The following is a 26,483-nucleotide window of genomic DNA, read 5'->3' as shown; positions in this document are numbered from 1 at the left end:
AAAATGGTGTCAATGCGCCGGATGGGCCGCGGGCGGCGGTGCATGCGGCGCCGTGCGCATCTGGCCGATCAGCGAACTGCACGGCGTCACTTTCTCGTTGCTCGGCGCGATCAGCGGAATCAGCGCAGCGAATGGGTTGATCAGTCCGAGGCCGATGGCGGCGCCGGCGCGCAGCGCGATGGCTGTCTTGCTCACGCCGACATCGGGATGCTTGAAGGTGCCCTTGACATACAACGGCGAGCGCAGCGTGAAGATGCGGAACCCTTTGGTGTGCGGATGGATCGTCAAATCCATCGTCTCGTCGCGTAGATTGATCTTGCCGTCCATGCCGATGAGCGCGTCGGTCGTATCGAGCGCGAACGTACGCGTATCGAGCACGCCGTCGGTCGCGGCGAAATCGGCCGCCATGCAGTTGATGTCGATGTCGCGCGTGCCGAACAGCTTTTCGTAGACGACGTTCGCGACGTTCAGCCCCGCCGCCTCCATGATGAACAGGCTCACCTTGCCTTGCGTGATCAGCACCTTGGCCTCGCCGTTGAGCGTACCCGCCAGCGCGGCCGGCGAGTTGCCCGTCGCCGACAGGCTCGCGTCGCCGTTCACCTCGCCCAGCGCCGACTGCATCGTCTTTTGCGTAGGGAACAGCTGCTTGAGCTTCAAGTGACGCGCCGCCAGCTTCATGCGCGCCTGCAGCGGCGCTTTCGAACCGTCGAGGTAGAAATTCGACGACAGCGTCCCGCCGGCCACGCCGAAGTTCAAAGGATCGAACGAGAGCACACCGTCTTTCAAGATCACGTGCGTATCGACGTCCGTGATCGGCAGCGCCGGATTCTTGACGATGCGCCGGCCTTTGAACGTGACGTCGGCATCCATGGCCTTCCAGCGGTCGGTGTGAAACGGCTCCACGGGCAACGCGCGGTCGGCCGGCTGCTTCACGGTCTCGCCTCGCTTGGCCTTGTTTGCGTTCGAGTCGGCACCGATGACCGGCGCGAGGTCGGAAAACTGCAGCAGGTTCGACGAGACATGCCCGGTCAGCGACGGCCGCGGCTGGCGCGTTTGGTAGGTCAACGTCCCTTCCAGATCGCTGCCGCCGACTCGGCCGGTAAAGTCCTTGTAAGTGAAGACGCTTGCTCCGGTCTGCAAGTGTCCGATGAGGTGTCCGTCGGTCGCGTAAGGCGGTGTTTGCGGCAGCGTCACGCCGAGAATCGAATACAAGTGCGAGAGATCCTCGCCTTGCAGCCAAAGCCGCAAATCGAGCGAGGACAAATGCATGGGGTCGGTCAGCGTGCCGACGAGCGCAATACGCGTGTCGCCGATCTTCACGTCGGCCTGCATCGGAAACGGACGGCTTGCATCGCGCAGCGCCAAGATCCCCCCTAGCTTCCCGGTGCCCGAGATATCGGCCTTGCGATAGCGGCCTTTCGCTTGCCAGGCGAGCGAATAGACGAGCGACGAACGGCCTCCCGCGCTGGCGCTCGACGCCGCGGACGCGGACGCCCCCGGTGATGCGGCCGATGAGCCCTGCGCCTGCGACGACGCCGATGCGGCGGATGAAGCAGACGCAGCGGACGCCCCAGACGACGGCGCCGGGCTCGAGGCCGCGATTTCCGCCGAAGCCGCTTGCGCGCCCGATGCCGTTTTCACCTGCGCTTCGAGCCGTTGCTCCCCGCGCTTGCCGATCACGTGCTCAGCCGAGCCGCGCGATGCGGTCTCCTGCTGCTTCATGACTTCGCCGATCGGCAACGGCTGGCCGAGCGTATCGACGTCGATGTGGAAATCGGCTTGCTCGATCTCATCGGACAACGCGATATGGGCTTTCGCGAGGCTGAGATCCGCCAAGCGCAACGTCCAGCGAGACGGGCCGTTCGATTTCGGCAGATTGAAGGTCCAGTTCGCGCGCCCGTCCTTGAGCCGTTCGAGGTCGATCGACGGGTTGACGAGATCGATCGACGGAATCGCGATGACATGCGCGAGCAACGGCAGCACTTCGACGTCGAAGCTGATCTCGTCGAGCCTGGCGAACGTCATCGAGTGGGTCCAGGGCGGATTGCCGATCGTGATGTCGTAAGCGGAGAAGCGCGGCCACGGCACCCACGCGCGCCAGCCCTGCTCGCCCGCCGGATGCTGCCAGCCGACACGCAAGTCCCCGTTGATCGCGAACGGCCGTCCGATGGCTTGCGATACCTTGTCGTCGACCCAGGGCCTCGCTCGATTCCAATCGAACGTCACCACGAAGATGGCGAGTGCGGCGCAAAGCACCAGCAGAACGACGACGATCCATGCAAGGATCTTGCCGACGGTACGACCTACGGTGGCGGGTTGCGTCATGCGTTTTGTCTCGAGTCTCGATCGTTCATTCGTTTTGCGCGGCGCGACATGGCGCCACGGCGTGCGGCAAGCGCAGCGTCGCTTGCCGGGCAGCCGGTACCCGTTTCCAGCAATCGCCGTGCCGCGTGCCGTGCCGCGCCGCGATCGCCTATCATGGCGAGTCGTACAGCGCGCCGCGGGCGCTTTCATGCTGTGTTCGATTCAGCGCGAGTAGGATGGCCCGGCCGCGCTGCTTCATCGCTTCATCGCACTCTCGAAAACATTCTGCCAGATGACCGCCCCTTTCCTGCTCGAAGCCCGCGCGCTCGTCAGGCGCGATGCGCGCACGGCGACGACGCTCCTGGACGCAGCCGACTTCGCGCTGGCCGCGGGCGAGCGCGTGCTGATCACGGGCCCCTCGGGTTCCGGCAAGAGCGTGTTCATGCGCGCGCTCGCGCTGCTCGACCCGATCGATTCGGGACATGTCCTTTGGCACGGGCGGGACATCGACCGTCACGCGATCCCGCGCTATCGGCGCAGCGTCGCCTATGTGCGCCAGCGTCCCGCACTCGTCGATGGAACGGTCGAGGACAACTTGCGCTACCCCTACTCGCTGCAGGCCTACCGCGACGCACGCTTCGACCGCGACCGCGCCGAGCAGCTCTCGAGAGCGGCCGGCAGAGGCCAGGACTTCCTCGCCAAGCGAGCCGGCGATCTCTCCGGCGGAGAGGCGCAAGTGGCTTCGCTGATCCGCGTGCTGCAGCTCGCGCCCGAAGTGCTGCTGCTCGACGAGCCCACCGCCTCGCTCGATCCGGAATCCACGCGCGCGATCGAAACACTCGTTGCTGACTGGTTCGACGCCGATCGCTCGGCAAGGGCCTCGCTCTGGGTCTCGCACGATCCGGCGCAAGTCGAGCGCATCGGTGGACGTCGGATGACGATGCATGCCGGCCGCCTGACCGCCTACAAGGAGGTCATCGAGTGAATCCGGTTCTGCACGACTTGAGCCTCGTCGACGTCGCGATCGCCGCGCTGCTGATCGTCGTCAACGGTGCGATTTCCATTGCCCTGTCGCTTGGCCTCGGCCGCCAGCTTGCGTTGGCCGCCGTGCGCACCGTCGTCCAGCTGCTGCTGGTCGGCTACGTGCTCGGCTGGGTATTCTCCGTCGATCGCTGGTACGTCGTGCTCGCGTTGATGGTGCTGATGACGATCATCGCCGGGTTCGCCGGTGCCGCCCGCGGCGCGCATACCTATGCCGGGCAGCGCGTCGACAGTCTCGTATCGATCTGGATCAGCGCGTGGCTCATCGCCGCCGTGGGACTGTTCGCGGTCATGCGGATTCATCCCTGGTACGAGCCGCAATACGCGATTCCGATTCTGGGCATGATTCTCGGCAACACGCTCACGGGAGTCGCGCTCGCCATCGAGCGCATGACGGAAGAACTGACGGCGCGGCGCGACCGCGTGGAAATGGCGCTCGCGCTCGGTGCAACGCGCTGGGAGGCCGCGCGCGGCCCGGCGCGTCAAGCCGCGCGCGCCGGCATGATCCCGACGCTCAATCAAATGGCCGTCGTCGGCGTGGTCAGCCTCCCGGGCATGATGACCGGGCAAGTGCTCGCCGGCCAATCGCCGCTGCAGGCCGTGCGCTATCAGATCGTCATCATGTTCCTGATCGCCGCGTCGTCGGCGCTGGGGACGGTCGGTGCGATCTTGCTCACGTATCGGCGCCTGTTCAGCGCCGATCACATATTCCTCGCGGCGCGGCTCGTCGAACGCACGGCCCGGCGATGACCCGGGCAGCCCGACGCGCGACGCGCGGGAGCGCTATCGCTGCGCCGAAATGGTCACCTGCGAGCCGTCGCTGAGGCTGACCGTCTTCGCGCTGCCGCTCGTCGGCATCGTGAAGCGCACCACCTGGCTCAGCGTCGCGACGCTGGGACATTGCAGCGTCTTGCCGTGCACCTTCGTGGCCTTCTCGCCGTTCGGCGTGCTCGCCAGCACGCTCATCTGCACGGTCGCGGTACCGTCCTCGGCGACGGTCGGCGCGAGCCGGATCCGCATTTCGCGTTGCACGGCACCGTTCGCATTGAGCGACAACGATCCATAGCCGGGACATTGGTCGGACACACTGACGGAGCCGCCGGGCGGCGTTGTCTTCCAGGTGTAGTCGTCGGTTTGTCCCGACTGGATCGTACGCGTGTCCTGCGCGTTGCCGTACGTTTTCGATGCGACCTTGACCGTGTACTTGATCGGGCCGTCGGCCGGGGTCTTCGACGTGACGGTGATCGGCGGCGCCGCCTGTGCAAGTAAGGCGAAACCGCCGGCCGCGCATGCGGCAATGGAAACCAAAACGGCTACAGGTCTCAGACGAACCTTCATGTTCACCTCCTGGCTAACCGGACGCAGTGCCTCGCAGCGCAAGGCCGAATGTTCGATAACGCATTGTCAGTCTAATCCCAAGTCGAGAGAAAGACTGCATCCGCTGCGGTATCGGCCCGTCCGGAGATGCCCCGCTTGCGCCCGGCGTCGTTATCGGCTTGCAAGCAAAGGCTGGGTTTCGACCGGCTACAATAGCCGGATTTTCCGTCCTGCCGCCGAGACCGGCGGCACTCCTTGGCGCATCCTCCATGAATCTCGTCGTACAAAGCCCCGAGCCGTTTGCGGCCGCCCACGTCAAGCCGCTCGTCGCACTCGCACGCGGCACGCAAATGCATTCGATCGATCCTTGCGCGCTGCGTATCGACAATGCCGATCCCGCGCAGCGTCCCGACATCGACGCCTACTGCGGGACCCACGCGCTCGATTATGCCTACGTGCCCGCCGGCCGCACGCTGCGCGAGTTCGGGCTTGTGGCGATGGACATGGATTCGACGTTGATCACGATCGAGTGCATCGACGAAATCGCCGATTTTTGCGGGCTCAAGGCCGAGGTATCGGCGATCACGGAAGCGTCGATGCGCGGCGAGATCAAGAACTTCAACGAAAGCCTGACCGCGCGCGTCGCACTGCTCAAAGGGCTCGACGCGAGCGCGCTCGAGCACGTCTTCGCCGAGCGGCTCACGCTTTCGCCCGGCGCCGAGACGATGCTCGCCGCGGTCAAAGCAGCCGGCTTGCGCACGCTGCTCGTCTCGGGTGGGTTCACGTTCTTCACCGAGCGGCTGAAGGCGCAACTCGGGCTCGATTTCGCCTATGCCAACACGCTCGAAATCGTCGACGGAAAGCTGACGGGCAAGGTAGTGGGCGAAATCGTGAACGCGAGCGTCAAGGCGCGAACCGTGCGCGAGACCTGCGCCAAACTCGGCATCGCCACGTCGCAGACGATCGTGATGGGCGACGGCTCCAACGATCTGGAAATGATGGCCGAAGCCGGGCTATCGGTCGCGTTTCGGGCGAAACCCGTGGTTCGGGCCGCGGCCAATGTCGCGTTCAACTTCGTCGGTCTAGACGGGCTGCTGCGCTTGTTCTGAGCCTCAACCAAACGCAATTCGCATGGCCCGCTCGATGTCGGCCCGCAGATCGGCCTCCTCCTCGAGCCCGACGTAAAAGCGCACCAGCGTACCGCGGTGCGGCCACTGCGATGCGGAGCGCATCGACGCGATGTCGTAGGGCATCGCCAGACTATGCGCGCCGCCCCAGCTCCAGCCGATGGCAAAGAGTTCGAGCGCTTCGACGAAGGCATCGATTTGCGCCGCGCTGTAGCGCTCGTCGAACACGACCGAGAACAGCCCGCCCGCCCCTGAAAAGTCGCGCATGAATTCGGCATGTCCAGGGCAGTCGGGCAAGGCGGGATGCAGCACGGCCGAAATCTCGGGACGCGCCTTGAGCCAGTGGGCCAGCGCGAGCGCGCTGCGATCGTGGGCTTCGAAGCGGGCCTTCATGCTCGGCAGGCTGCGCAGCACGAGCGAGCAATCGTCGACCGAAACGCCGATTCCCATCCGCATGCGCGCGAGCTTGAGCGCGTGATGAAGCGCATCGTCGTTGGTGATCGTCGCGCCCATGAGCACATCGCTGCCGCCCGACTGGTACTTCGTCAGCGCCTGCACCGAGATGTCGACGCCATGCTCGAGCGGGCGAAAAGCGAGCCCGGCCGAATACGTGTTGTCGATCGCCGTGACCACCTTGCGCGCGCGGGCGGCGGCCGCGATCGCAGGGACGTCGGGCACCTCCATCGTCACCGAGCCCGGTGCCTCGATCCAGATCAGGCGAGTGTTCGGCCGAATCAACTCCGCGATTCCCGCTCCGATCATCGGATCGTAGTACCGCACCGACACGCCGAAGTCGTGCGCGAGCCAATCGCCGTGCTCGCGATTCGGCGAATAGACGTTGTCGGGAATCAGCACGTCGTCGTCCGCTTTCACGATGCCGAAGTACACGTTCGAAATCGCGGATAGCCCGGAAGGCTGCAAGAGCGCGTGCTTGCCACCCTCGAGTTGCGCAAGGCGCTGCGTCAGCGCCGCGGAAGTGGGCGTCGCGTGCAGGCCATAGCGCCATTGCGCGTCGCTGCGCCAATCGGCGTCGCGAACGGACGCCAAATTGGGAAACACCACCGTGGACGCGCGCATCACGGGCGTCGCGAACGATTCGAAGCCGGGAGCGAGATCGAGATCGGGATGGACGATACGGGTCTGGCGAGCGCGGGACGAAGCGGAATCGGTCATGGTCACTGGGTTGGTGAGGGGCTGGCAAGCGGATGGAGAACGAACGGCTGCGGGTCGGAATCGTCGGGGTTCATGCGGTCGCCTGCGAGCGTTCCGTCGGCGGCGAAGCGCCCGACCCAATTACCCGAGATCGTACTCCCGTCGTCCGAGTCTTCGATCTCGAGCACGTCGCCTTCACGATCGCCGGCCACGAGCACGACCTCGCCCGTATCGGCGAACTGGTATTCGCCGTGAACGCCCGTGGGATCGTCGGTCTTCTTCCCGAGACGCAATACGATGTGCCGCGCGCCGAGCGTGCCGGCGTAACGCGGAAAATTCGCGAACTCGGGATTCGGCGCGAGCGGCGCCGGTGTACGCGGGACCGTTGCATCAGCCGCGTCGGTGGATTGCCGAGCGATCGAACCGGCCGCATCGGAGGCTCGCTGCGCCACCGAGCCGGCGGCATCGGACGCATCTTGCCCGATCGCGGCGGCCGCGTCCGAGCGTTGCTGCGCCACCTGTCCCGCCGCATCGTCGGATTGCCGAGCGATGGCCGCGGCCGGCTGCGTCGCCGTCTGGGCCCACGCCGGATGAAGCGAAAGGACAGCCGCGACGGCCACCACCGCGGATCGCACCGCCGCAAGCCCTCGCGCGGCAACGCGATGCACACGCCCCATTCGTCGATCTAACCTCACCCTCACCGCCTCCAGCCTCAGACCTCTCCCCACAGATCGTGCCCATCGGCACCCGTGATCCTGACGGACACGAAATCGCCGGCCTTGTAGCGCTTCGACGCTTTCGTCGCCGGCGCGACATACACCACGCCGTCGATCTCGGGCGCGTCGGCCGCCGTGCGGCCGATCCCGCCGTCGGCGTTGACTTCGTCGACGAGCACTTTGAGCGTCTTGCCGACCTTGTGCTTCAATCGCCGCGAGGAGACCTCCTCCGCGACTTCCATGAAGCGCGCGCGACGCTCCTCGCGCACCTCGTCGGGCAACGCGCCGTCGAGTTCGTTCGCGCCGGCGCCTTCGACAGGCGAGTAGGCAAAACAACCGACGCGATCGAGTTCCGCCGCCCGAATGAATTCGAGCAGCGTTTCGAATTGCGCTTCGGTCTCGCCCGGGAAGCCGGCGATGAACGTGCTGCGGATCGTGAGATCGGGACACATGCGGCGCCAGGCCGCCACGCGCTCGAGCGTGCGCTCGGCATTGGCCGGCCGCTTCATGCGCTTGAGCACCTCGGGATCGGCGTGCTGGAACGGTACATCGAGATACGGCAGCACGTGGCCCTTGAGCGGGCCTTCGGCCATCATCGGAATGATTTCGTCGACGTGCGGGTACGGATAGACGTAGTGCAGCCGGACCCAGGCGCCGTATTGGGCCGCGAGTTCGCCGAGCGCGCTCACGAGGTCGGTCATGCGCGTCTTGAGCGGCCGGCCGTTCCAGAAACCCGTGCGGTATTTGACGTCGACGCCGTAGGCACTCGTGTCTTGCGAGATGACGAGCAATTCCTTGACGCCGGACTTGAACAGATTCTCCGCCTCGAGCATGACTTCGGCGACGGGCCGGGAAACGAGATCCCCGCGCATCGACGGGATGATGCAAAACGTGCAGCGGTGATTGCAGCCTTCTGAAATCTTCAGATAGGCGTAGTGGCGCGGCGTGAGCTTGATGCCGGCCGGCGGCACGAGATCGGTGAACGGATCGTGCGGCTTCGGCAGGTGGTTATGCACGGCCTGCATCACTTCACCGACGGCGTGCGGCCCCGTGACCGCGAGCACCTTCGGGTGCACCTCTTCGATGAGGCCCTCGCCGCTCGCGCTTTTCTTCGCGCCCAGACAGCCCGTGACGATGACCTTGCCGTTTTCGGTCAGCGCTTCGCCGATCGCGTCAAGGCTCTCCTGCACGGCTTCGTCGATGAAGCCGCAAGTGTTGACGACAACCAGATCGGCACCGTCGTACGTGCCCGAGATCTCGTAGCCCTCGGCGCGCAACTGCGTGATGATCTGCTCGGAATCGACGAGCGCCTTGGGGCACCCGAGAGATACTATACCTATACGCGGGGAGTCTGACTTAGTAACGCTTTGCGGCTTGGACATGAGGTGCTTTGGAAAATGACAGCAAAGTCGAGAGTTTACAGCTATTTACGGTTCTCGGACCCAAAACAGGCAGCGGGGAGCAGTGCCGACCGTCAGACCGAATACGCCCGGAGATGGGCAGCAGAACACGAGATGCGGCTTGACGAAACGCTCTCCCTGCGAGACGAAGGCCTATCCGCCTATCACCAGAAGCATGTCACGCAAGGAGCCCTCGGCGTGTTTCTGCGCGCCGTCGAGGAGGGTGCGGTCCCTCCCGGATCGGTGCTCGTAGTAGAGGGACTCGATCGCCTAAGTCGGGCCGAGCCAATTTTCGCGCAGGGGCAACTGGCCGCGATCATCGGCGCAGGAATTAGGGTCATAACAGCGGCAGACGGCAGAGAGTACTCGCGCGACACCCTTAAGCAAGACCCGATGGGGCTCGTCTATAGCCTGCTGACCATGATCCGGGCTCACGAAGAATCCGACACCAAAAGCAAGCGAGTAAAGGCCGCGATTCGGCGGCAATGCCAAGGCTGGGTTGCGGGCACGTGGCGCGGGGTCGTGCGCAATGGCAAGGATCCGCACTGGACGCACCTCGTCGATGGCCGCTTCGAACTTTCCCCAGATCGAGCCACAGCAGTGCGGCTCATGATCGACATGTTCAAGCAGGGGCACGGCGCAGTCCGAACGGTGCGAGAACTGACTAACCGCGGGCTCACCATGAGCGACGCAGGGAATAGCACTAAGCAGATTTACAAAATCATTCGCAACCGTGCGCTGCTTGGGGAGAAGACGCTCGCCGTAGACGGCGAAGAATATCGGCTTGAAGGCTACTACCCTGCTCTCCTATCGACTGATGAATTCGCCGAACTGCAATATCTGGCTGATCAACGCGGCCAACGTAAGGGAAAAGGCGAAATCCCGGGCATTGTTACGGGGCTCGGGATCACACGCTGCGGCTACTGCGGCACCGCGATCGTCGGGCAAAACCTGATGAACCGAAAACGAAAAGAGGACGGCCGGCCGCAAGACGGCCATAGACGCCTAATCTGCGTAGGATATTCCCACAATGAAGGTTGCCCCGTTGGGGGAAGTTGTAGCGTTGTGCCAATTGAGCGGGCACTTATGACTTACTGCTCCGACCAGATGAATCTCAGCCGATTGGTTGAGGGGGATCGCGGAGCTAGCGCGTACGCTGCACGTCTGGCGCAAGCGAGGAGCCAAGCGGCAGAAACCGAGCGCCAGATCGAACGGATTACTGACGCTCTGTTTGCGGAGGCGGATGCCGCGCCGGCCGCATTTGTTCGCAAAGCGCGTGAACTGGAGGAGCGTCTCAAGGTCGAGCGGGAGGCAATAGATCGGTTGGAGCATGAACTTGCCGTGTCGAGCGCGGCAACGCCTGCCATCGCGCAGGCTTGGGCAGAACTTGTCGAGGGCGTAGATTCGCTAGACTACGACGCACGAATGAAGGCTCGGCAACTCGTCGTCGACACATTTAGCAAAATTGTCATTTATCACCGCGGCTTCATGCCAGCGGAAGAAGACCACAAAAGCATCGGAATCTTGCTCCTTTCGAAGCACGGCAACACGCGGATGCTAAGTGTTGACCGGCGCACCGGCTCGTGGACCGCTTCGGCTGACGTAGACCTGCCTGACTCGTTGCCAATCCCTGATAGCGCTACGTGATTGCGCCGTCAACAGCGCACTAACAACGCGCCTCGGCCGCATTCAGGAAGAAGCACTGCTGCCGATGTGGAAATGCCACGCCGGCAAACACCTTGTTTCAGGCATCATTGCCTAGTTCAGCCTCCCGCCTGCAGCTTCCGACCTTGTTACTGGTGTTCCTCAGTTGAGCCGTCTCCAACCGCATCGACTCCGAGACGCGCGGCGACCGCTGCCTCGACATAGCTTTGCAGTTCGGGCATGAATGCGTCCACCACCCCTGCCCCACCGTCAAATCTAGCGAGGCTGAAGTCAGCCGACGTCCACTCGGTTCCCTTCGAATATCGATAGGCCCCCCAGGTCTCTTCGGAATATTCAATGAAGCGGTAAAAGGTCTGCAACGTTCGCTTCGACACCAAGAATGTTAGCCATCCGCAATACTGAGTTAAATTCGGAAGCGACGGAACAAGGGTTATCCTAAACGCTTGAAATGGCAGTTTTGACACTTTCGTTCTAACTCCACTTATAACTTTTCGCGTCCGCGTGGTCTTCTTTGCGTCCTGCCCAATGAGGCCAAGAATGTTGTTCATTGGGTGATCTACTTCATATGTCTCTGTCGTAAGCACTGGCACCGCGAAGAAATCCTCATCATTTTTCGCCAACCACTCGCCCAATGCCTCCTGCGATGGCACCGCATCGAATTTATCGAAGTATTCCTTCTCCATAGTGAAGAGTTGGCCTAGTTCGGAATTAAGAACCGTACGATCAAGTTCGCTTTTCAAATCGTTCAGGGCCGCAATTGCGGTCTCCACTGTGACATAATCGACAGCCTGACTGCGAGCGACTTCAGCAAGACTCGATTTCATAACAATCGCAGTGGGGGGCTGCTCAATCTGAGTGGCCTCAAAATTAACTAACCGTTTGCCTAAGCGTTGACGGACTTCTTCTGCGAAATTACCAAATACCTCTGTGTAGTCGCCCTGCATCACAAAGAGAGGCTTCTGACGGGGCGTGCTCAAAAAAGCGTCCGACACGCCATCCATCACATCCTTGTATCGGATCGATTCCAGGGTGGAACAGGCTATCGTCTGGACGAATGCGCGGGTAAAATCGCTAATTGTTTCCGTCGCCCAGGAGCGCTGATCACTTTGCGAGCTGAAATAAAAATAGCACTTCGCAAAAACGCTTTGAGTTTCCGCCATCATGGCTTCGATCTGCGAAGCTCCATCCTTAACGTAAGGAATTCCCGAATAACAAGCGTCAACAACCTTGACAGTCAAGGCTGGCGAGAGACTTCTCAGTAATCGATCAAGCTCACTATTTTCCAGCGTAGTCTGTGCCGGACGCTCACGGGAGTAGTCGCGGAACATAAACCGAAAATCTTCGTCGACAAATTCACCGTGTCCTGTGAAATAAAAGAATAATTCACCAATATCCTCTTGCTGAAATCTCCCAATGGTATCTGCTATTCGCGCCTTCATTGTTTGTGCGTCATCAGAGGGAATATTGATCACATCATCGAACTTCCCGGCGCCGCGTAGCAACTCTTGCATGATGGAAACATCGTTCACGCAAGCCGGAAGTTTGAGCTTCTCTTCAACATAGTCCGTCACACCGACAAGTACGGCGAGATTCTTGGTCATATATTTGGCCCCCTAGTTGCGCGTATGAAATTGACACCGTCGCGCAAATATACATCCTTACGCTCTCTCGGGCACATCGCGGCCCCACGAAGCGCCACGCAGAATCGCTCCTTTCCGTGCGCTACTTGCTTTGATAGATCGGGATCAACCTTTGCGACGGCATCCGCTTTCATTTTCGTCACGCGGCTGACGTCCGTTTCGGCCGAGCGCTTTCCAACGGAAGATAAATGGTCAAGCGCTTACCTTTTTCCGGGCGCCCTACTGTTTGAGCGTTTGCCCAATCCTGCGCGCTCGCTACGATCGCCGCTTACTGGGCTGGCGACAGGTCCACTACGGCCTAGGTCTCCGCTCGCGATCGATGACGCGCGCGCGTGACAACGCAATCCGCCGCGACGAGAACGGTCGCTATTCCGTCAACGACCTGCACCGCGCTGGTGGTGGTATGGACAAGCATCGCCCGACGTACTGGCTCGCGAATCAAAAAACAAAGGATCTCTGCAAGGAAATTGAAATAGACGGAATTCCGTCTATCCAGTCAAAACAAGGGCTTGGGACGTTCGTCGCGAGAGAGCTGGTCTACGCCTACGCAATGTGGATCAGCACGGCGTTCCACCTCAAGACAATCCGCTCGTTTGACGCCGTAGTGACTGGCGAGACATGGCATCGCCAGTTAGCAGCGTTATCGCCGGCATGTCAGCAGCGAATTCACTTGAAGCGGCCGCCTGATGGCAACAATCGAACGCGCTGCAGTCACCCCGGACGCAGCCTAAACCTAAGGAGTCGCATGGTCGCCATGTCCTGCCAGCGTCAACACCTTGAAGACTTGTCCTTTGTATCAATCATCGCGCACGAAACCGCTCGAATTCGTGCAGGGGTTGTTATGGTGCTCGAAACCTAGGCGCCCACGAGTTTTGAACACCACCGACTATCATGCAGCGTATTCGTGCATGATGGCCTTCTCGCGTGCTGCCGGACAAAGTAGGCGACACGCGAAGGTGAGAACATCCCGGAAAGGATCGAGCTATGTACGGCCGGGCGAGCACCGCACCCGGCCCAAGGGGCTCCCTTTGCAAGGCTAACCAAGCATAGCACTTGCGGCTTCGCGCGGCTCACAAGCAACCCGTGCGCCGTCGATAATCGCGCAAGACCAAAGACCCGGGGATTGCGTACTGCGTACCGCCGTGGACACATTGATGACCGTCTTGGCGTAGCACGCCGCTTGCTGATTCGCCCGAACTGAATCATGAAAAAGCCGCTGTTTTATGCAAAATAGGGGCCTGATCAATGTGTTACTAACGGCGATCGGCGCACCGGTCGCAGCGGTTTCGAATACGTCGGGATTGCCAGTCAGACCTGCTTGGCATTATTCCGAAACTCTGTTTCTTTTTCGTAATATGCCGCCAACCACTCGTCACCGAGGTGCCGCTCACGAACAATACCGAGAACCGCCTCTGTCTGTTCATCTGACGGCGCTTTCAACAAGTCCACGCCTTGGGACACCAAGTGTTCCCTAAGATCTATATTTTCAGCATTGGCATAGTTGATGAACGGTTTGTCCCGGATCAATCTTACCGGAGAACCGAGCGGTGTGCCGAGTAAAGGGGCAGTGGCAGTCCAGCTAGTAGGACCATTGATTTGAAGGATGATCTGGCTGGTCTGTTCGCCTGAACCAACGACAGTGCACCACCCAAACCTCCAGTCTGCTGGCGAAACCTGAGGATCTTGCTGAGCAAGGCGTAACTGGAATGCGTTCACCATATCGTAGTTAATGTGAACTAATATACCATGCCAGATAGTGTTGAATGATGGATAAGCAAAGGAGGTGACTCCCCCACCCAAAGCACCCTGCCATTGAGGAGGCGGTCGATTGGAGAAGACCTGCACCAACGGCTCGGCGAAGTTGCTCACTACGTCCAGGAACGGTTCGGGGTTGACGAGCAATCCTTTTTTAGCGCTCCCGCGAGACGACTCCAGCGTGCCCGCCTGCTGAAGTCCCACGGGCCAGATCGCATCAGACAGTTGAAGCCGCCCAGTTACATGTTCCATCATTGGCGATACGCCAGTAGCTCTGATTCCCTCATTCAATATGCCCTGGTGAAGGAATGAACGCTTTTGCAAGGTACCGTTGCCGATTTCTTTAAAGCTGGCGCCGGATAGCGCCTCGGAATGTAATTTTAATCTCGCGGCCGACTCTGCAGATGATTTTATGAGTTGCCTGCTCTGAGCTTCAATCTTTTTATCCGTGCTGCTTGACACGGAAGAACCACTTGACGATCTCGCCGCGGTCGGGTGTATTAGCCGTTGTGTCCCCATTGCGACAGGCTGTGCCGGTCGCACAATGGGCGTCGACCGAACAGCTGGATGGAGAGCGCCTCGTGCCACCCGTGCTGCCCCTTGCGCGGTCATCCGTTCCAAGACTTCTTTCGTCACGCCCATTGTGATCCCCTATCTTTTCTGAATTAGAGATGTTCGCCTTATTCCCCTCAATCAGCTTACATTAAAAAAATGAAAATTGTATGTCCGACCCGTTTTGAACGTGGGAAAGTCAAAGCGACTCACTTGCCATCGACGATACCCGTCATTTCGCTTACGGGGCTTAGTGAATCGTTGTGGTGAGGTTTACTCGGATGATATTGCTCCACACCCTCGGGACGGTAAAGACGACCCGCTTACAGTATGTACACTCGAAGGCCGCCGGATCTGCTAAGTGGCTTGAATTGCCAAGCACGGAGTTTTACCTGGCGGCGCTTGCACAAAACTATCCGAAAATCGGGCAGCTTGCACGCCCATATTCCAATCACTCACCAGGAGGGCGATTTGGCGTCCAGTTGACAGGCTCGGCGGTGGTAAATTGAAGCCGCCCCCTCAGTTCAGGATGAACGCCGGCCTGCATCAGTATGGCTATGCCCCCGAGCTTGCGCGCATCCTCATCCGTAATCGGGCGCGCTTCGTTCGGCTCCGCATCCGGGGGAATCGTCATCCCGCCCGAGCGAGCCATTTCCCGGTCGATCACCGCTTGCACGTCTTTACGGAAGACGGTGCACATCTTGACCTGCTCCGTCTCCTCATCGTAGAAGACGATGGTGGCACGTGGTGGCTTTTTCACTTTCAATACCCTCTGCAAGCTTGATAGTTTTCGAAAGCACGGGACGTACAGAGTGAATAGGTGCGCAGATCGCCGCCGTACATCGCTTTCGCGAAATCACACTGCTCCATGTCTAGCTCGTACGTCGCATGGCATTCCGCCTCATCTTCTTCGCTGACGCCGCGCGCGGCGACATCCTGCACCTTCTCAAGCGGGGATCCGTCGCCGTACTCAAACGCTTGCGCATCGCCGAGCGGCGACGACGACGGATCGGCATCGGGCGCAGCAGCCTCGCTCTGAGGACTACCCACAACGCTCTGGATGTAGTTGATCAAGTCGTCCGCGCTAACGTCGTCGTAGCGTTGCAGCCAAGAGTACGACTTGGGAGCCGACGCGGCGTCGTTCAACATTGCAGCCGCACCGCTGCCACCGCCGGCCATTTCCGCAAACGACTGGCGGGAGGACTCTATCGCGCCGCTACGGGCAGCCGACTGAGGAGTGCCGCCTCCCCCTCCGAATCCCGCCGTGGCGCGCTCAAGCATGACCATTACCTTACCGCTTTTCACCGCCGATCGAAGCAATGCGCTCGTATCGCTCGGATTTACGCCGGGCGGGTTGTATCCCGTGTGAAGTCCGAGTTGTTGGAGATAACCGCGCTCTCGATCGATAGAGCGTGTCCGCGGCCAGCGCCGCAAGAATGCTTCGGCGTCCCGCTGCTGCGTCGCCGTCGGTATCGCTGAGGCGGACCGCTCGGACAGAACGGCTTGTTCACCGAAGCCCAAGTCGATTTTGATCGAGGCCATCGATCAAGCTCCTCCATGTGTGAGGGAATCGGGAGCCATCGTAACATCTCTCGTGCGAGACAAATCTGTATGCCCCGCTCAAAACCAGGCGTCGACGTGTGCCCCCAGCGCCCAGGTTGTGCGCCCCTTCACAGCTCGTCGACGGGGAAGCATTCGGCGTCTCCAACGTGCTCGCCGCTACCTGAAGCGACTCGTGCCGCCTACCATCTCCCGCACACTCCTTTCATGGTTTGCCCATCGCCAAGCCTAGTAGCTCGGCTCGCCCTCTCGCTGCGCGGAAGCGCCCCTCAATCGCGCGGTTCAATGGCTTCTGCATCAGCCTCGGCGACGAGCCGACGGGCCTCCGCGAGACGGATAGCACGCACGCGTGCATCGATCGATTCAGAGTCATTATCCCCGCGGAACTGGACGCCCTCACGCTGATGGACAACGATGACGCACGGCCGAGGCCCGGGCGAGCCATAGTAGGCGCCCAATTCGATCCGCGTCCGGTTTGCTTCGTGTTCCATTTCCATCTTGTGTGCTCGATCCATCGCGCGAGAAATCGTCTCCGCGCCGCGGGCCGCCTCGCCGATCCCCTTCTGGTTGACCTTCTTCAGTGCGTCGTACATGGCAGTGCGCAGCGCAGTCATTTCCTTCTCGTGCCTCTGCATCAGCAGCTTCTGCCGCTCGGCAACCTGTTGCTCGATCCAAGCCAGTTCGTCCGCATGGTTCGCGAACACCGGACGCTCAACAGCAAGAGTGGCAGAGGAAGCCCGCGCAGGAGACTCGGGGCGATTCATTTCCGGCTTTGTGTACACGTCGGCGCTCCGGGCCTCGCCACGTACAGCACTTTCTGTAACATTGGGATCACTGACGGCAGCATGACGATTCGCCGTCGGCGCCACGTCGAGGCACTTTTGCCAACGTTCTTCCTTGGCCTTTCGGACAACCAGATTGCGTGAACAATCAAGAGCATTCGCGATTTGGCCGTATCCGACCTTCTCTTCGGTTTCGTACCGCTTTCGGGCGGCTGCCCATTGCTCGGGGGTAATCTTTGCGACCATGTCCGCTCCTGTTTGATAACCCATCGTTGCGTCACGACGATAGATGTACACACAGGCTGTACACATAGATCCACGCATGTACACGCCGCCGCGATCCGCTCGGCGCGCCGCGGACTTAGTAAAAATGCCAAGGTCGTGAAAATGGTGCGCGCGCACCGGGAACTTAGGGCGAGACGCCGGGATGGGTGAGTTTCTGCAATCTCGCGGCGCTGCCAGTGCCCTAGACGGAGTTGCCTGAGTCGTGTTCGGCCGCCATCTTGTCCTCCCACTCCCACTCGGTGATCAGGTCGAAGGGGCGCCACTCGCGCACTAGTTTCCCTGCTTCGCCCACGCCCCAAGTAGTGGTTCCCCACAGCGTAACGCCATACGGGAACTGCTTCGCGAGATCGACTTTGTCGCGCTGGAGCAAATCGCGATGATCAGCAAGCCACTCCCACATACAAGCGTGGGCCGCGCCGAGCCGAGGAGATGCTCCTTTGCATACCTCCATCCCACTTGCGACCATCCACAAGCAGCCCGATTGGTCGTTCAACTCGTCGTGCCAGTCTTCGTGGATGCCGAGCAACTCGATCCGTTCTTGCAGCGTTGATACGAGGTCGAACATCGGCAAAAACAAGCAGAGTGGTTCAAGGAAGGCTTGAACTCGCTTCGATTGCTCTTCCGCGATGCTCATCGCAGTCGTCAACAGAAGCGCGCTCGCGCCGCTCTCTTCGTGAGGGCTGCACAACCGCCGACGTACATCGTCATTGTCGATTCGCGCCTGCTCTGCGGCCATCTTGGTCCCGGCAATGATGCTCTTGATAGCGCTAGTCAGCTTGTCCTTGGTCATCAGATTTCCTTTGTACTGAAACAGATTCGATGTGCATCAACCGCTATGCCTTAGCGAAGATTTCACGCGATGAACGGCGCACTTGCGGCAATTAACGCATGGCGTTCTCGAACTCCACTGCCTCGCACGCGTCACGCTCACGCCGAGCTGCGTTACGCTCCTCCTGCTCGCGACGGCGGCGCTCGAACGCGTCCATGTACGCGTCGGCGTGTTTCGGATTGTCTTCGACGGGCCAGCGCGGCCTGTATCCGCTTTTGAGCAACCGTTTGTAGGCCGGCGCGATGGCACGCATAACGTCTGCGAAGCGGTCCTCGTAGAACACGCAATGCGTCTCGATGCCGCCCGTGCGCGGCACCGGTTCATCGAATCCGTACTGCTCCCCGACTGGCGTGAAACGCCAGAAGTTGCGCAGCACCTTTGAACGCCGGCCGTCGGGGCCTTCCTTCATGCTCGGGCGCTGGGCCTGGACGACGATGCCGGCCTCTTTGCACAGCTCGAAGAACCGCTTCGCGCTCAAGCTGCTTCCGCGCATACCGAGCATGTGCGTGGCGGACGCCTTACCAGCGAGTGTCGTGGTCGGGCGCGGAAGAGCGGCGGTCGAAATGCCCTGCTCCCTGAAAATCGTGCCCATCTTCTCTACGTAGAGGTCATGGTCGTAGTTGAACCGCGCCTTCGCGATGTCAAGAGCGGCGACATTCAGATGAAGATCCGCGACGCGCGTATCGCGCACCGCCAGCTCTGGCTTCGGCTCAGTGGCCGCGGTCTTATGCTTTTCGAGCGCACGAAGGTGCTCACGCATCAGCAGGAAGGCGCTTACCAGGCGCACTTGGCCGTCCTTCGACTTGCGGCCGCCAATGAACGGCATTGCGATCAATGCGCCGCGCTCAGTCAGTTCGATCATGCGGCGAGGCTTTCCCTGCTCATCTCGATATTCAGCCGGCTTGAAATCAAGCTGGCTGAGAGTGCCGTCACTGATCAGTTCGTCAAGGGAGGCCAGAATGTTTCCATGACGACGCCCGAACTCGCGATGGATAGCTACGCTGTCAGTCACGGCCTCGCCGTCACGGACGCGAACCAATTCGTCTGTGCGCGACTGAAGCGGCTTCATCAAGTCCCCGCGATCCATCCTCACCACGTTACCGTGGGCACTCCCATCGTTCACCAAAATCTTGATCCGTTCGTCTGGACGATGTGACGCAAGCGGTCACATGCATCCGGGTGGAATCCGGCCACGTATGCGTTCGCGCGCAGCGGGGCCACTTGCGAAGTTGCCCTTCCTACTTCATCCCGCCAGCGCTGGAGCAACGTCGTCCAACACCGTTAGCCGCCCATCAGTCGCTCGCAAAAGCCACGCATCCACGTCGACGAGCCGATACCGCCATTCCGTTTGCCCCGGAGCCAGCGGCACGTGAGCCGCAAAGCATCCGATCTGTTCCAGCCGGCGAATCGCCTTCGGCCCCAAGCCAAGCCGGCGCGACAGAGCCGTGATTCCTACCATTGTTGTGCTCACTTCGTTAATCTCCGCCTCTAGCGTTGGCCGAAGTATCGCGTGAGCCTCGAAATCGCCGCAATCCCCACTCAACAAGGCTTTCCCGGCACAAAAACCATCGATTCACGAAGTACTCGAATGGAAAGTGCGAGACCGATTTCACATATCGACCGTGGCATTGTATTTTTGGATTGGCCCGACTTATCGATAGGACTCCCACATGTCCCTTGTACTGCAAGTAGTTTTGCCTGCAGAGTTTCATTGGTCCGTTTCGGAACCGTGCGTTAACACACAACGGATTTCGCCCATCGAGGAAGTGCCACGAGAGCGCCCGCCGTCCCCCTTCATGTCAATAGGAGCCGACTAATTCTTGCAGGCCTCTTCGCGCCTTCCTCGGCCGCGGATCGACGTCGGATAGCTCGCGAAGGTGATCGCACGCCGGCGACCGAGCGGTGACGGTTCAAGCATGCGTTGATGGCGTGACGATATGCCGGCGTCAAAATGCCGGCTGTTACCATGGCGCAAACAGACAACGGGGAACCTATATGCGAGCGCTATACATAGCCGCGGCTGTATCCGTCGTCGCCGGATGCACGACGATCTCAGACGTCACGCCGGCCGGCGACGGCAACTACACCGTGACGACGCAGGTACGCGGCGGGATGACACCCTGGGGAGAAATCAAAGCGTCGAGCTTGAAGCGCGCCGACGAATACTGCCGGCAGCAAGGCAAGCAGATGCACCAGGTCGACATGCAGACGCACGGCGTCCGCGGGTGGACGCCGCAGGAAGCCGATCTGACGTTCTCTTGCGTAGCTGGGTGACTGCGATGATGGAATGACGCGAAGTCGGCTCCGTGGGCACCGGCGCGATTCCCTAGAACTTGGTGTCGTACTTCTTGATCCGCGCTTGAATCTTCGCGAGCAGCGCCAACGCAAATCGCCCCATCATAGCGGGCGTGTCGTAGCTGCCAGGCATGAAGGTCCAGCCGTAATTCGCTTCTGGGTCCCACGTCGCATTGTAGTTTGCATCGAAAAGAACCGCCCAAAACTCACGCGCTTCAACATCGCCAGTCGCCGTTTTCTCCACCATGAAAAATCGATAGCGGCCGACCAGTTGCTCGTCTTTGAATGCGTGATCAAAGAGAGCTTCGACTTGCCCGAGTGCAGTTTCAAGTCCGAAATTCCGTAGAGCACCAGTGTTCGACGGAACGACGTCAATCAGTTTACCAGCGGCTTCCCGGGTTACATCGGCCAAAGTCAGCCTGAAGGTATCGGCTACCGTCGAGAGGGCTACAGCGGAAACGGCGATTCGCCGCGTGGCGCCCATTTCCGCATCGTTGAGTGCTGGCATGTTGGTCTCCTTTAGATTGGTGCCGACACCCTACCCTGTCCGCATGGCCGCGCAACTGTGATCAATGACAGGTGCTGGGCGCTATCGTGTTAGACGGGACTCGGCGCGACCGCAGCCTTTCCCCGCGGCGGCAACGGATCAGCAACAGCAGTCATCTCGTCGGCGTGAGGCACGCCGAAGAACGTCCGAGCGCGCTCCGAATCTTGACACTTAAGCCATTCGCCGTACTGCGCGGGCGACAGGACGATGACGCATCGCTTCTCGTCGCCCGGCCTGTGGAAACGACTCATAAGCGGATGCTGATCCGCGCTGACCGTGAGCATTGTGAACGACAGCGCGGTGCCCTCCGGTTCGTTCCACGCGCGCCATAGCCCCGCGATCGCAAACGGCTGGCCGTCGGCCATGCTGATGCGCCAGCGCACGGCATTCCCGCTCTCGTAGTTCGGCTCGTAGAACCCGACGCACTCTACCGGTAAGGTAGATGCCATGGACGCGTAGCGTCCAAGGCCCACTGTATGGAGATATCCATCACGTGGACGCCTAAATGGCAACACCGGAACATGTCCGTCAGATGCCCATGTGTGTCGATATCGAGCATGGGGCGGTCCGGCGGAGTTCGGCCACGAAGGGTCTTCGCACTCTATTGGCAAACGTCTGCTGACGAGCGACGAGCCGCCATTTTGCAAAGCGACGGCGAGTTGATTCGAAAAATGAGATGCAAGGCTGAGTCGATGATGATTTTCATTTGAGGCGATCTGCTCGTGCGCTTCGGTAGAAGGCGGCCCCGTGTCATCACGGCCAGCACTGTAATCGCCGTTTTTATGGCAGATCTATATGATAGAGGACACTATCGGATATAGAACGAAATGATCTCCTCGCGCAGAGCGAGTCCTTGCAAATCAAGTATCAATTTCCTATGATGAAGACATCCAAATGTCGGGCTACTCCTGTCGCAATCTGGCGGGAGGCGAGCGCCGTCTCAAGCGATCAAACGCAACATCCCGACCGCATCTAAAGCACATTATTGTACACAAGTTTTAGCTCATGCAAATAGAGGTATTAAAGGAACGGAGACAGCTTGTGAATAGGGAGCGGAATATCGACGAAGCGGTTCGTCGCGAAATATACGCAGCGGCCGAGCGGATACGTGTTTCGGAGTCGAGGAGCGCGAAACCGGACATAACAGGTTGCTGCTACATCACAAAGAACACAGTCCGCACGTGCTTCAATGACTTTGATCAGGACATGTGCCAGAAAGCAGCGGCCGATTGCGGGGGTTTTCCGGAGTTCGTCCCTGGCGGGCAATGCACAAATTCGGATTGAGATCATTGCGGTCGCATTGACGCACTGCTCTGCAGCCGTGTCAGGGAAGAAAAAATGACCATCGAATCGAGAGCGGCGTTTGGTATCGCTAAATCTACCGCATTGTGCGAACACGTCAAAAGTCTGGCCCCAGTGACGGTGGCGGTGATGCTCGTATTCCAGACACTTACGCCATTGGCATGCCGCGCTGATTCGGTGTTCACAATTAACATCGCGGCGCGAGATCCAGCGACTGACACCCATACATACATCACGCCCCAAGATAAGGTCACAATCCAGTTCTCAGGTGTATGGGATGTATGGGGCACGAACTTCCGGCGAACATCAGGCGCCGCTGGGCAAGGCGTACGGGCAAACAACCGTCGCTGCGATGGCGAAGGAGGATGGATCTGTAACAACATGAGTTGGGGGAGTACTTCCAAGAAGTATCCGCTTCCCGGCGCGAACGAAGGCGCAGTAGTCATCCTTCTTAATGGTCATCCATCGAAAGTTGTTCTCGAAAGCGATAGATCGTCAAGCAAGCCGAATCCATCGACAAAAACGTACGATTACACAGTCTCGTTTACTGGCAAATCAGGCAACCTTGGATTTGCTCCCAACGACGATAATGTTGGGGACAATCAAGGTTCCATGCGCGCTGTGGTTACCATCGTCGGACCAACGGGAGTTGCCTCCCATACACAACCGGCAAAAACCGTGAGCTGCGTAGCACCGCCCTATAACGGTGGTCCGTGTCTGACAGCAGGGTTACGAAATCCCACGGATCCTGGTTGTCGTATCACCTGTAGCAATGGCGCAAAGCCGCTTTGCCGTCAGTCCGCATGTGATGCGGCGGGATGGTACAACAGCCTCTGCTGGTGCACCCCCCCAGGTCCTCCAAGTATCTCTGCAGCTCCGAGATAGCGAACCTGCCCCTGGTATCGCGCCGCTTTTGACATAACATCTGGCCTCGACACACAGAGAATCGCTCTTGGATCAACAACCAGTTCATCGAAAATGTATGGCCTGATTCTTCGTGAGCATGAACGGGAGTGAACGCGAGTCTGCGCCCGCCAGATACGTCGACCGCGCAGCGTCCGGCCGCTTTGACGCACGCCGGTGACGTTCACAGAAACTAGCTGAGGGGCGGGAGCAGATCGAGTGCGGCAAGTCGATCAGGCCATGCGGTGCCCGCTTCCCGACGATCAGCCGCCACCAGCACGTCGGTCAGTGTCCGACGGCACGACGGTCAACGACTGCCCGCGCGGCCACCCTCTCCCGCAACGCCACCGCGACGGCTACCCTGACGACCTATGAGCCGTCAACGGAGAGCGAGCATAGCCACCGACAAGCAACTGATCCCCGGTGCCTTCTACTAAGTCATCCCCGAGGTCGATCCCGACGCCGAAGATCGAGATGAATGGGAACCGGGCCAGGAATGGCAAGACGAGATGCAGCCCGCGCGCTTCAACGGCTGGAACGCCGCAGGCGAGATGCTGTGGAATTTCATGGGCTTCGACGGCTCGTCGAACTGGCCCGTGCTGTGGATCGGGGCCGCACTCGAAGCCACGCAGAGCCCATTGGCCATAACAGCAGTCGAGGCACTATCGAAACCTCAGTAGGCGGGCATGTGATTATTGCAGTCGTGGGCGTGCGGACAAGCCCTTCGAACGGCACAATGGACCGCAAGCAACTTGTTAATCGCGCAAAGGAGACCAGTAGACGTCATGACTCGCCTTGAGGAAGAATTCGCCCGATCCATTGCACTATCAGACTGGTTTCACGACGCACTCAGCGAAGAGGGGCAGGTACATGCCGATCGCAGGCGACTGATCGCTCTCGCTTTCGCTGCGCTCTGTTTGGAACACCGCGCGGCGTTCCTGCTGCTGGTCGGGCAAGGCGCAAACGCGGGTGCTATGACGTTGACGCGAGCGATTCTTGAAGCTCACATCCGCACGCTATGGGCCTATGAGATTGCAACTGACGAGAAGATTGAGCGTTTCTTTGCGGGTCAATACGATCCCAAGGTGGAATCAACACTGCAGGCCCTCAAGCGAAAGGGCGCGGAGCACGGCGCTCTTTTTGAAGTGCTTAGAACCCACCATACTACCCTAAGCGATTACGCGCATGGCGGCCCCCGCCATATGTCACGCTGGATTCGACAGGGCGAGATTGGCCCGAACTACAGCGAAGGGCAGATGATCGAGGCGCTGCATTTTGTGGACATCATTGGCGTCATGTCAGCGACTGCACGAGAGGCGCTGCTAGATAAACAGACTCAACATTTATCGGGGCGTCTCCACGAAATGCTTGCAAGGCTCGACCCGAACGGCTGATTCTCAGTTTGGACTGCTGCCTGTTCATTTGGCGGTTGCCGACTGCGGCCCGCGCGTGCCGATCGCGGGCCTTCGGCTTTGCCTACGCGCCGACCGTTTCCTGCAGCTCGAAAAAGCGTTTACGGAATTCCATCGGCGCGGAAATGCCCGGAATCGGCGCTTGCGGATTTCCGGCGCCCGCTACCACGACCGACCCGAAATTGAAAATACGGCCGATAATGCCCTGGTCAACGCGCATGCTTTCGACCTTCTTAAGATTAAGCTCGATGGTCTTCCGGCGGATAAAACCGAACTTCGCGATTACACGCTTGTTGGTAATGGCCAGCTCGGTTGACTTGTAGCGGATGAAAACAGCTAGCAAGATAACCAGGCCAACAACGAACCATGAAGTCAGAATTCCGATGATGATCTGCGGCGACATGTGCCACAAGCTCAATTTCGCTTGATAGGTGACTTCCTCACCCGGAATGAGATTGCGCTCTACGTAACCTGCCATTTGCTACCCCGTTAGTCAGTTGGTCGAGTTTTCGATCGAATTATGTTGCGCTTCGATTCAGCCAACGATGTTACATCATTTACTTTCGAAATCGAAGACTGCCGCACGCCTGCATCGCTGCGCGGGGGCACCGCCCGCCACTGCCAGCGGCACACCCGAACACCTGCGAGGCCTATGCGGACCATGCGCCACTCAGGCGACGGCCAGCGAGACGTCGATCAAAGCCGCCAACGAGCCATCAGGTGCCGGCAACGACGTGTATCCCGAGGGGAAATTCGGCATCGTCGGCAACACGCGCAGCAGGTCCCGCCAGCGCATGAACTCGCCGAATTCAGCAGCCGTCAGGCTCGTGTCTCGGCGGCCGACATGCAGTTCGGCGAAGTGGCGATGCTGATACCAGTCGGTTGCATCGAGCGCGGTTACTTGATCGGGCATAGAAAACTCCATCGAGAATTGAATGCGGCGACGTTGCCGCATGTTGTCGCTCTCACTTCACGACTTGCGGTAGGCGATTTCTTGCTCACGAATCAGCCAGTGAAGTGCGTCCTGCACGCGCGGGGGCGACCAAAGCGCCGCGAACTTGCTCGGCACGAAGCGCACGATGATCGGGTCGGCCCGGCGCACTTCGTTCGGCTCGTTGACGATGCCGTTGGCGTGCCCGAGCGCGGTAGCTATGCGATAACGCACAGGCTCACGGTCGGCCTTTGAGCTCACGCGCCAGGCTCCCTCAAGCATGCCCGCGCCTTCGAGCACGCGGTGCGCAGCCGCGGCCGTCAGCGGCACGCCGTTCGCGGCGAGCGCCTCAGTCAGCGAAATCGTCACTTCGTTCGTCACTGCTTTCTGCTCCAAGCGCAGCCCCCTCTAAACGGCGTACGTGCCGCTCGCTGACCGTCGCCGGCGCGATGCCCCGACGACAGTGTGCGAGCCACAATGCGCGGCACCTTGGTCAATTCGATTTCAAAGTCGACCCGATTCATTGCTGCGCCTCCGCGATGGAGGCAACGGCAGAGCCGAGAGGAGCGGACCCCTTCTTCAGCGCCTGTCACCTTCCGGCATAAAGGAGCCGGGTATTTCCGGCATATAGACGCCAGTAGAAGTGGGTAGAAACGAGCATCTTTGCAGTTCAAGAATGTGCCGTTTAGGTGGCGTTTGCAAGGTTCAAGTGATGCTCCGGAAGGAGCCGCGGGCTTCGATAGGAGTGACCGTCGAGCACCAGGCAATAAGCGTTATGGCGCAGCCGGTCGAGCGTGGCCGAGGCGAGCAAACGGTTAGACGGAAACGCTTGATCCCATTCGGTCAGATCGAGGTTGCTCGTGACGATGGTGGACGCCGCCTCATAACGCTCGGCGATCAGTTCATGCAGATCCTCGTCGGCGGGCGGACGTAGCGGCTTGAGTCCGAAGTCATCGATGATCAGCAAT

General features: G+C 60.1%; 25 protein-coding genes and 1 pseudogene. 8 read left to right on the top strand and 18 right to left on the bottom strand.

The genetic code is table 11. The features are described 5' to 3' along the window. Nucleotides 1-9: 9 nt before the first annotated feature. Nucleotides 10-2,325, bottom strand: a complete 2,316-nt coding sequence (locus DWV00_RS29725) for an AsmA family protein (RefSeq protein ID WP_115537200.1) — start codon at nt 2,323-2,325, stop codon at nt 10-12. 271 nt (nt 2,326-2,596) lie between these two features. Between DWV00_RS29725 and DWV00_RS29715 the strand changes: the two genes are divergently transcribed. Both DWV00_RS29715 and DWV00_RS29710 read left to right on the top strand, forming a co-directional pair. Beyond that, complete coding sequence (locus DWV00_RS29715) at nt 2,597-3,289, top strand: ATP-binding cassette domain-containing protein (RefSeq protein WP_115537198.1); 693 nt, start codon at nt 2,597-2,599, stop codon at nt 3,287-3,289. Beyond that, the gene (locus DWV00_RS29710) at nt 3,286-4,095 is read left to right on the top strand and encodes an ABC transporter permease (protein WP_115537197.1); all 810 of its coding nucleotides are present in this window, start codon (nt 3,286-3,288) and stop codon (nt 4,093-4,095) included. Before DWV00_RS29715 ends, DWV00_RS29710 begins: the two co-directional genes overlap by 4 nt. A gap of 33 nt (nt 4,096-4,128) precedes the next feature. Here DWV00_RS29710 and DWV00_RS29705 read toward each other — a convergent pair whose 3' ends face one another. Continuing rightward, nucleotides 4,129-4,689 carry a DUF6013 family protein gene (locus DWV00_RS29705; protein ID WP_115537278.1) on the bottom strand — a complete coding sequence of 187 codons (561 nt, stop codon included), beginning with the start codon at nt 4,687-4,689 and terminating at the stop codon, nt 4,129-4,131. 242 nt (nt 4,690-4,931) lie between these two features. On the opposite strand from DWV00_RS29705, the gene serB reads away from it, so the two are divergent. After that, nucleotides 4,932-5,771, top strand: a complete 840-nt coding sequence (serB, locus tag DWV00_RS29700; protein WP_115537196.1) for a phosphoserine phosphatase SerB — start codon at nt 4,932-4,934, stop codon at nt 5,769-5,771. Nucleotides 5,772-5,774: 3 nt separating this feature from the next. Here the strand turns inward: serB and DWV00_RS29695 are convergent, their stop codons facing one another. The 3 genes and pseudogenes from DWV00_RS29695 to rimO all read right to left on the bottom strand — a co-directional run bounded on the left by DWV00_RS29695 (nt 5,775) and on the right by rimO (nt 9,039). Beyond that, nucleotides 5,775-6,962: a cystathionine beta-lyase gene (locus DWV00_RS29695; protein WP_115537195.1), complete on the bottom strand. Its 1,188-nt coding sequence runs from the start codon at nt 6,960-6,962 to the stop codon at nt 5,775-5,777. A 20-nt stretch (nt 6,963-6,982) separates the two neighbouring features. Beyond that, nucleotides 6,983-7,306, bottom strand: a pseudogene (locus DWV00_RS35150) (hypothetical protein); the annotation flags it as partial. 347 nt (nt 7,307-7,653) lie between these two features. After that, complete coding sequence (gene rimO / locus DWV00_RS29685) at nt 7,654-9,039, bottom strand: 30S ribosomal protein S12 methylthiotransferase RimO (RefSeq protein ID WP_115537194.1); 1,386 nt, start codon at nt 9,037-9,039, stop codon at nt 7,654-7,656. Nucleotides 9,040-9,054: 15 nt separating this feature from the next. On the opposite strand from rimO, the gene DWV00_RS29680 reads away from it, so the two are divergent. Then, nucleotides 9,055-10,704: a recombinase family protein gene (locus DWV00_RS29680; protein ID WP_115537193.1), complete on the top strand. Its 1,650-nt coding sequence runs from the start codon at nt 9,055-9,057 to the stop codon at nt 10,702-10,704. Between the two features lie 146 nt (nt 10,705-10,850). Here DWV00_RS29680 and DWV00_RS29675 read toward each other — a convergent pair whose 3' ends face one another. Beyond that, on the bottom strand, nt 10,851-12,323 hold the full coding sequence (locus DWV00_RS29675) for a caspase family protein (RefSeq protein WP_115537192.1): 1,473 nt from the start codon (nt 12,321-12,323) through the stop codon (nt 10,851-10,853). A 358-nt stretch (nt 12,324-12,681) separates the two neighbouring features. Between DWV00_RS29675 and DWV00_RS29670 the strand changes: the two genes are divergently transcribed. Beyond that, nucleotides 12,682-13,221 carry a KilA-N domain-containing protein gene (locus tag DWV00_RS29670; RefSeq protein ID WP_115537191.1) on the top strand — a complete coding sequence of 180 codons (540 nt, stop codon included), beginning with the start codon at nt 12,682-12,684 and terminating at the stop codon, nt 13,219-13,221. A gap of 449 nt (nt 13,222-13,670) precedes the next feature. Here DWV00_RS29670 and DWV00_RS29665 read toward each other — a convergent pair whose 3' ends face one another. The 6 genes from DWV00_RS29665 to DWV00_RS29640 form a co-directional block, all read right to left on the bottom strand. Continuing rightward, nucleotides 13,671-14,579: a hypothetical protein gene (locus DWV00_RS29665; RefSeq protein ID WP_147298003.1), complete on the bottom strand. Its 909-nt coding sequence runs from the start codon at nt 14,577-14,579 to the stop codon at nt 13,671-13,673. 541 nt (nt 14,580-15,120) lie between these two features. Continuing rightward, nucleotides 15,121-15,429 (bottom strand): hypothetical protein, encoded by a 309-nt coding sequence (locus tag DWV00_RS29660; RefSeq protein WP_115537189.1) that lies wholly within the window; start codon nt 15,427-15,429, stop codon nt 15,121-15,123. A gap of 2 nt (nt 15,430-15,431) precedes the next feature. After that, a complete protein-coding gene (locus DWV00_RS29655) occupies nt 15,432-15,950 on the bottom strand; it encodes a hypothetical protein (RefSeq protein ID WP_245965087.1) in 519 nt (172 codons plus the stop codon). A gap of 548 nt (nt 15,951-16,498) precedes the next feature. Continuing rightward, nucleotides 16,499-17,257, bottom strand: a complete 759-nt coding sequence (locus DWV00_RS29650) for a hypothetical protein (RefSeq protein ID WP_115537187.1) — start codon at nt 17,255-17,257, stop codon at nt 16,499-16,501. 220 nt (nt 17,258-17,477) lie between these two features. Then, nucleotides 17,478-18,086, bottom strand: coding sequence for a hypothetical protein (locus DWV00_RS29645; RefSeq protein WP_115537186.1), 609 nt, complete (start codon nt 18,084-18,086; stop codon nt 17,478-17,480). 91 nt (nt 18,087-18,177) lie between these two features. Beyond that, the gene (locus tag DWV00_RS29640; protein WP_245965092.1) at nt 18,178-19,194 is read right to left on the bottom strand and encodes a Rha family transcriptional regulator; all 1,017 of its coding nucleotides are present in this window, start codon (nt 19,192-19,194) and stop codon (nt 18,178-18,180) included. Between the two features lie 926 nt (nt 19,195-20,120). On the opposite strand from DWV00_RS29640, the gene DWV00_RS29630 reads away from it, so the two are divergent. Beyond that, on the top strand, nt 20,121-20,399 hold the full coding sequence (locus tag DWV00_RS29630) for a hypothetical protein (RefSeq protein WP_115537183.1): 279 nt from the start codon (nt 20,121-20,123) through the stop codon (nt 20,397-20,399). A 52-nt stretch (nt 20,400-20,451) separates the two neighbouring features. On the opposite strand, the gene DWV00_RS29625 is transcribed toward DWV00_RS29630, so the two are convergent. Both DWV00_RS29625 and DWV00_RS29620 read right to left on the bottom strand, forming a co-directional pair. Next, nucleotides 20,452-20,928: a hypothetical protein gene (locus DWV00_RS29625; RefSeq protein WP_147298002.1), complete on the bottom strand. Its 477-nt coding sequence runs from the start codon at nt 20,926-20,928 to the stop codon at nt 20,452-20,454. Between the two features lie 89 nt (nt 20,929-21,017). Beyond that, entirely contained in the window at nt 21,018-21,416 is a 399-nt protein-coding gene (locus DWV00_RS29620) for an SOS response-associated peptidase family protein (RefSeq protein WP_115537181.1), read from the bottom strand. 2,265 nt (nt 21,417-23,681) lie between these two features. Between DWV00_RS29620 and DWV00_RS34225 the strand changes: the two genes are divergently transcribed. Continuing rightward, complete coding sequence (locus DWV00_RS34225; protein ID WP_181885631.1) at nt 23,682-23,852, top strand: hypothetical protein; 171 nt, start codon at nt 23,682-23,684, stop codon at nt 23,850-23,852. A 105-nt stretch (nt 23,853-23,957) separates the two neighbouring features. Then, the gene (locus tag DWV00_RS29615) at nt 23,958-24,566 is read left to right on the top strand and encodes a DUF6988 family protein (RefSeq protein ID WP_115537180.1); all 609 of its coding nucleotides are present in this window, start codon (nt 23,958-23,960) and stop codon (nt 24,564-24,566) included. An 82-nt stretch (nt 24,567-24,648) separates the two neighbouring features. Here DWV00_RS29615 and DWV00_RS29610 read toward each other — a convergent pair whose 3' ends face one another. From DWV00_RS29610 to DWV00_RS29595, 4 genes are all read right to left on the bottom strand, one after another. Beyond that, nucleotides 24,649-25,062 carry a PH domain-containing protein gene (locus DWV00_RS29610; RefSeq protein WP_115537179.1) on the bottom strand — a complete coding sequence of 138 codons (414 nt, stop codon included), beginning with the start codon at nt 25,060-25,062 and terminating at the stop codon, nt 24,649-24,651. Nucleotides 25,063-25,254: 192 nt separating this feature from the next. After that, the gene (locus DWV00_RS29605) at nt 25,255-25,497 is read right to left on the bottom strand and encodes a hypothetical protein (protein WP_147298001.1); all 243 of its coding nucleotides are present in this window, start codon (nt 25,495-25,497) and stop codon (nt 25,255-25,257) included. Between the two features lie 57 nt (nt 25,498-25,554). Further along, nucleotides 25,555-25,911 (bottom strand): hypothetical protein, encoded by a 357-nt coding sequence (locus DWV00_RS29600; protein WP_115537177.1) that lies wholly within the window; start codon nt 25,909-25,911, stop codon nt 25,555-25,557. A 289-nt stretch (nt 25,912-26,200) separates the two neighbouring features. Beyond that, nucleotides 26,201-26,483 (bottom strand): ATP-binding protein (locus DWV00_RS29595; protein ID WP_181885630.1); only part of this gene is annotated, 283 nt, incomplete at its 5' end.

Origin of the sequence: Trinickia dinghuensis, assembly GCF_003367175.1 — a bacterium.
Classification (GTDB): domain Bacteria; phylum Pseudomonadota; class Gammaproteobacteria; order Burkholderiales; family Burkholderiaceae; genus Trinickia; species Trinickia dinghuensis.
Note: the sequence above shows the minus strand (reverse complement) of the source record. Positions and strands in the feature narration are given on the sequence as shown.

Bases quoted from the DNA above. Each gene is read 5' to 3' on its own strand.
- DWV00_RS29725 (WP_115537200.1), bottom strand. From the start codon at position 2,325: ATGACGCAACCCGCCACCGTAGGTCGTACCGTCGGCAAGATCCTTGCA.
- DWV00_RS29715 (WP_115537198.1), top strand. From the start codon at position 2,597: ATGACCGCCCCTTTCCTGCTCGAAGCCCGCGCGCTCGTCAGGCGCGAT.
- serB (WP_115537196.1), top strand. From the start codon at position 4,932: ATGAATCTCGTCGTACAAAGCCCCGAGCCGTTTGCGGCCGCCCACGTC.
- DWV00_RS29695 (WP_115537195.1), bottom strand. From the start codon at position 6,962: ATGACCGATTCCGCTTCGTCCCGCGCTCGCCAGACCCGTATCGTCCAT.
- rimO (WP_115537194.1), bottom strand. From the start codon at position 9,039: ATGTCCAAGCCGCAAAGCGTTACTAAGTCAGACTCCCCGCGTATAGGT.
- DWV00_RS29680 (WP_115537193.1), top strand. From the start codon at position 9,055: ATGACAGCAAAGTCGAGAGTTTACAGCTATTTACGGTTCTCGGACCCA.
- DWV00_RS29675 (WP_115537192.1), bottom strand. From the start codon at position 12,323: ATGACCAAGAATCTCGCCGTACTTGTCGGTGTGACGGACTATGTTGAA.
- DWV00_RS29670 (WP_115537191.1), top strand. From the start codon at position 12,682: ATGACGCGCGCGCGTGACAACGCAATCCGCCGCGACGAGAACGGTCGC.
- DWV00_RS29655 (WP_245965087.1), bottom strand. From the start codon at position 15,950: ATGCTTGAGCGCGCCACGGCGGGATTCGGAGGGGGAGGCGGCACTCCT.
- DWV00_RS29650 (WP_115537187.1), bottom strand. From the start codon at position 17,257: ATGGTCGCAAAGATTACCCCCGAGCAATGGGCAGCCGCCCGAAAGCGG.
- DWV00_RS29645 (WP_115537186.1), bottom strand. From the start codon at position 18,086: ATGACCAAGGACAAGCTGACTAGCGCTATCAAGAGCATCATTGCCGGG.
- DWV00_RS29640 (WP_245965092.1), bottom strand. From the start codon at position 19,194: ATGAAGCCGCTTCAGTCGCGCACAGACGAATTGGTTCGCGTCCGTGAC.
- DWV00_RS29630 (WP_115537183.1), top strand. From the start codon at position 20,121: ATGCGAGCGCTATACATAGCCGCGGCTGTATCCGTCGTCGCCGGATGC.
- DWV00_RS29625 (WP_147298002.1), bottom strand. From the start codon at position 20,928: ATGCCAGCACTCAACGATGCGGAAATGGGCGCCACGCGGCGAATCGCC.
- DWV00_RS29620 (WP_115537181.1), bottom strand. From the start codon at position 21,416: ATGGCATCTACCTTACCGGTAGAGTGCGTCGGGTTCTACGAGCCGAAC.
- DWV00_RS34225 (WP_181885631.1), top strand. From the start codon at position 23,682: ATGCAGCCCGCGCGCTTCAACGGCTGGAACGCCGCAGGCGAGATGCTG.
- DWV00_RS29615 (WP_115537180.1), top strand. From the start codon at position 23,958: ATGACTCGCCTTGAGGAAGAATTCGCCCGATCCATTGCACTATCAGAC.
- DWV00_RS29610 (WP_115537179.1), bottom strand. From the start codon at position 25,062: ATGGCAGGTTACGTAGAGCGCAATCTCATTCCGGGTGAGGAAGTCACC.
- DWV00_RS29605 (WP_147298001.1), bottom strand. From the start codon at position 25,497: ATGCCCGATCAAGTAACCGCGCTCGATGCAACCGACTGGTATCAGCAT.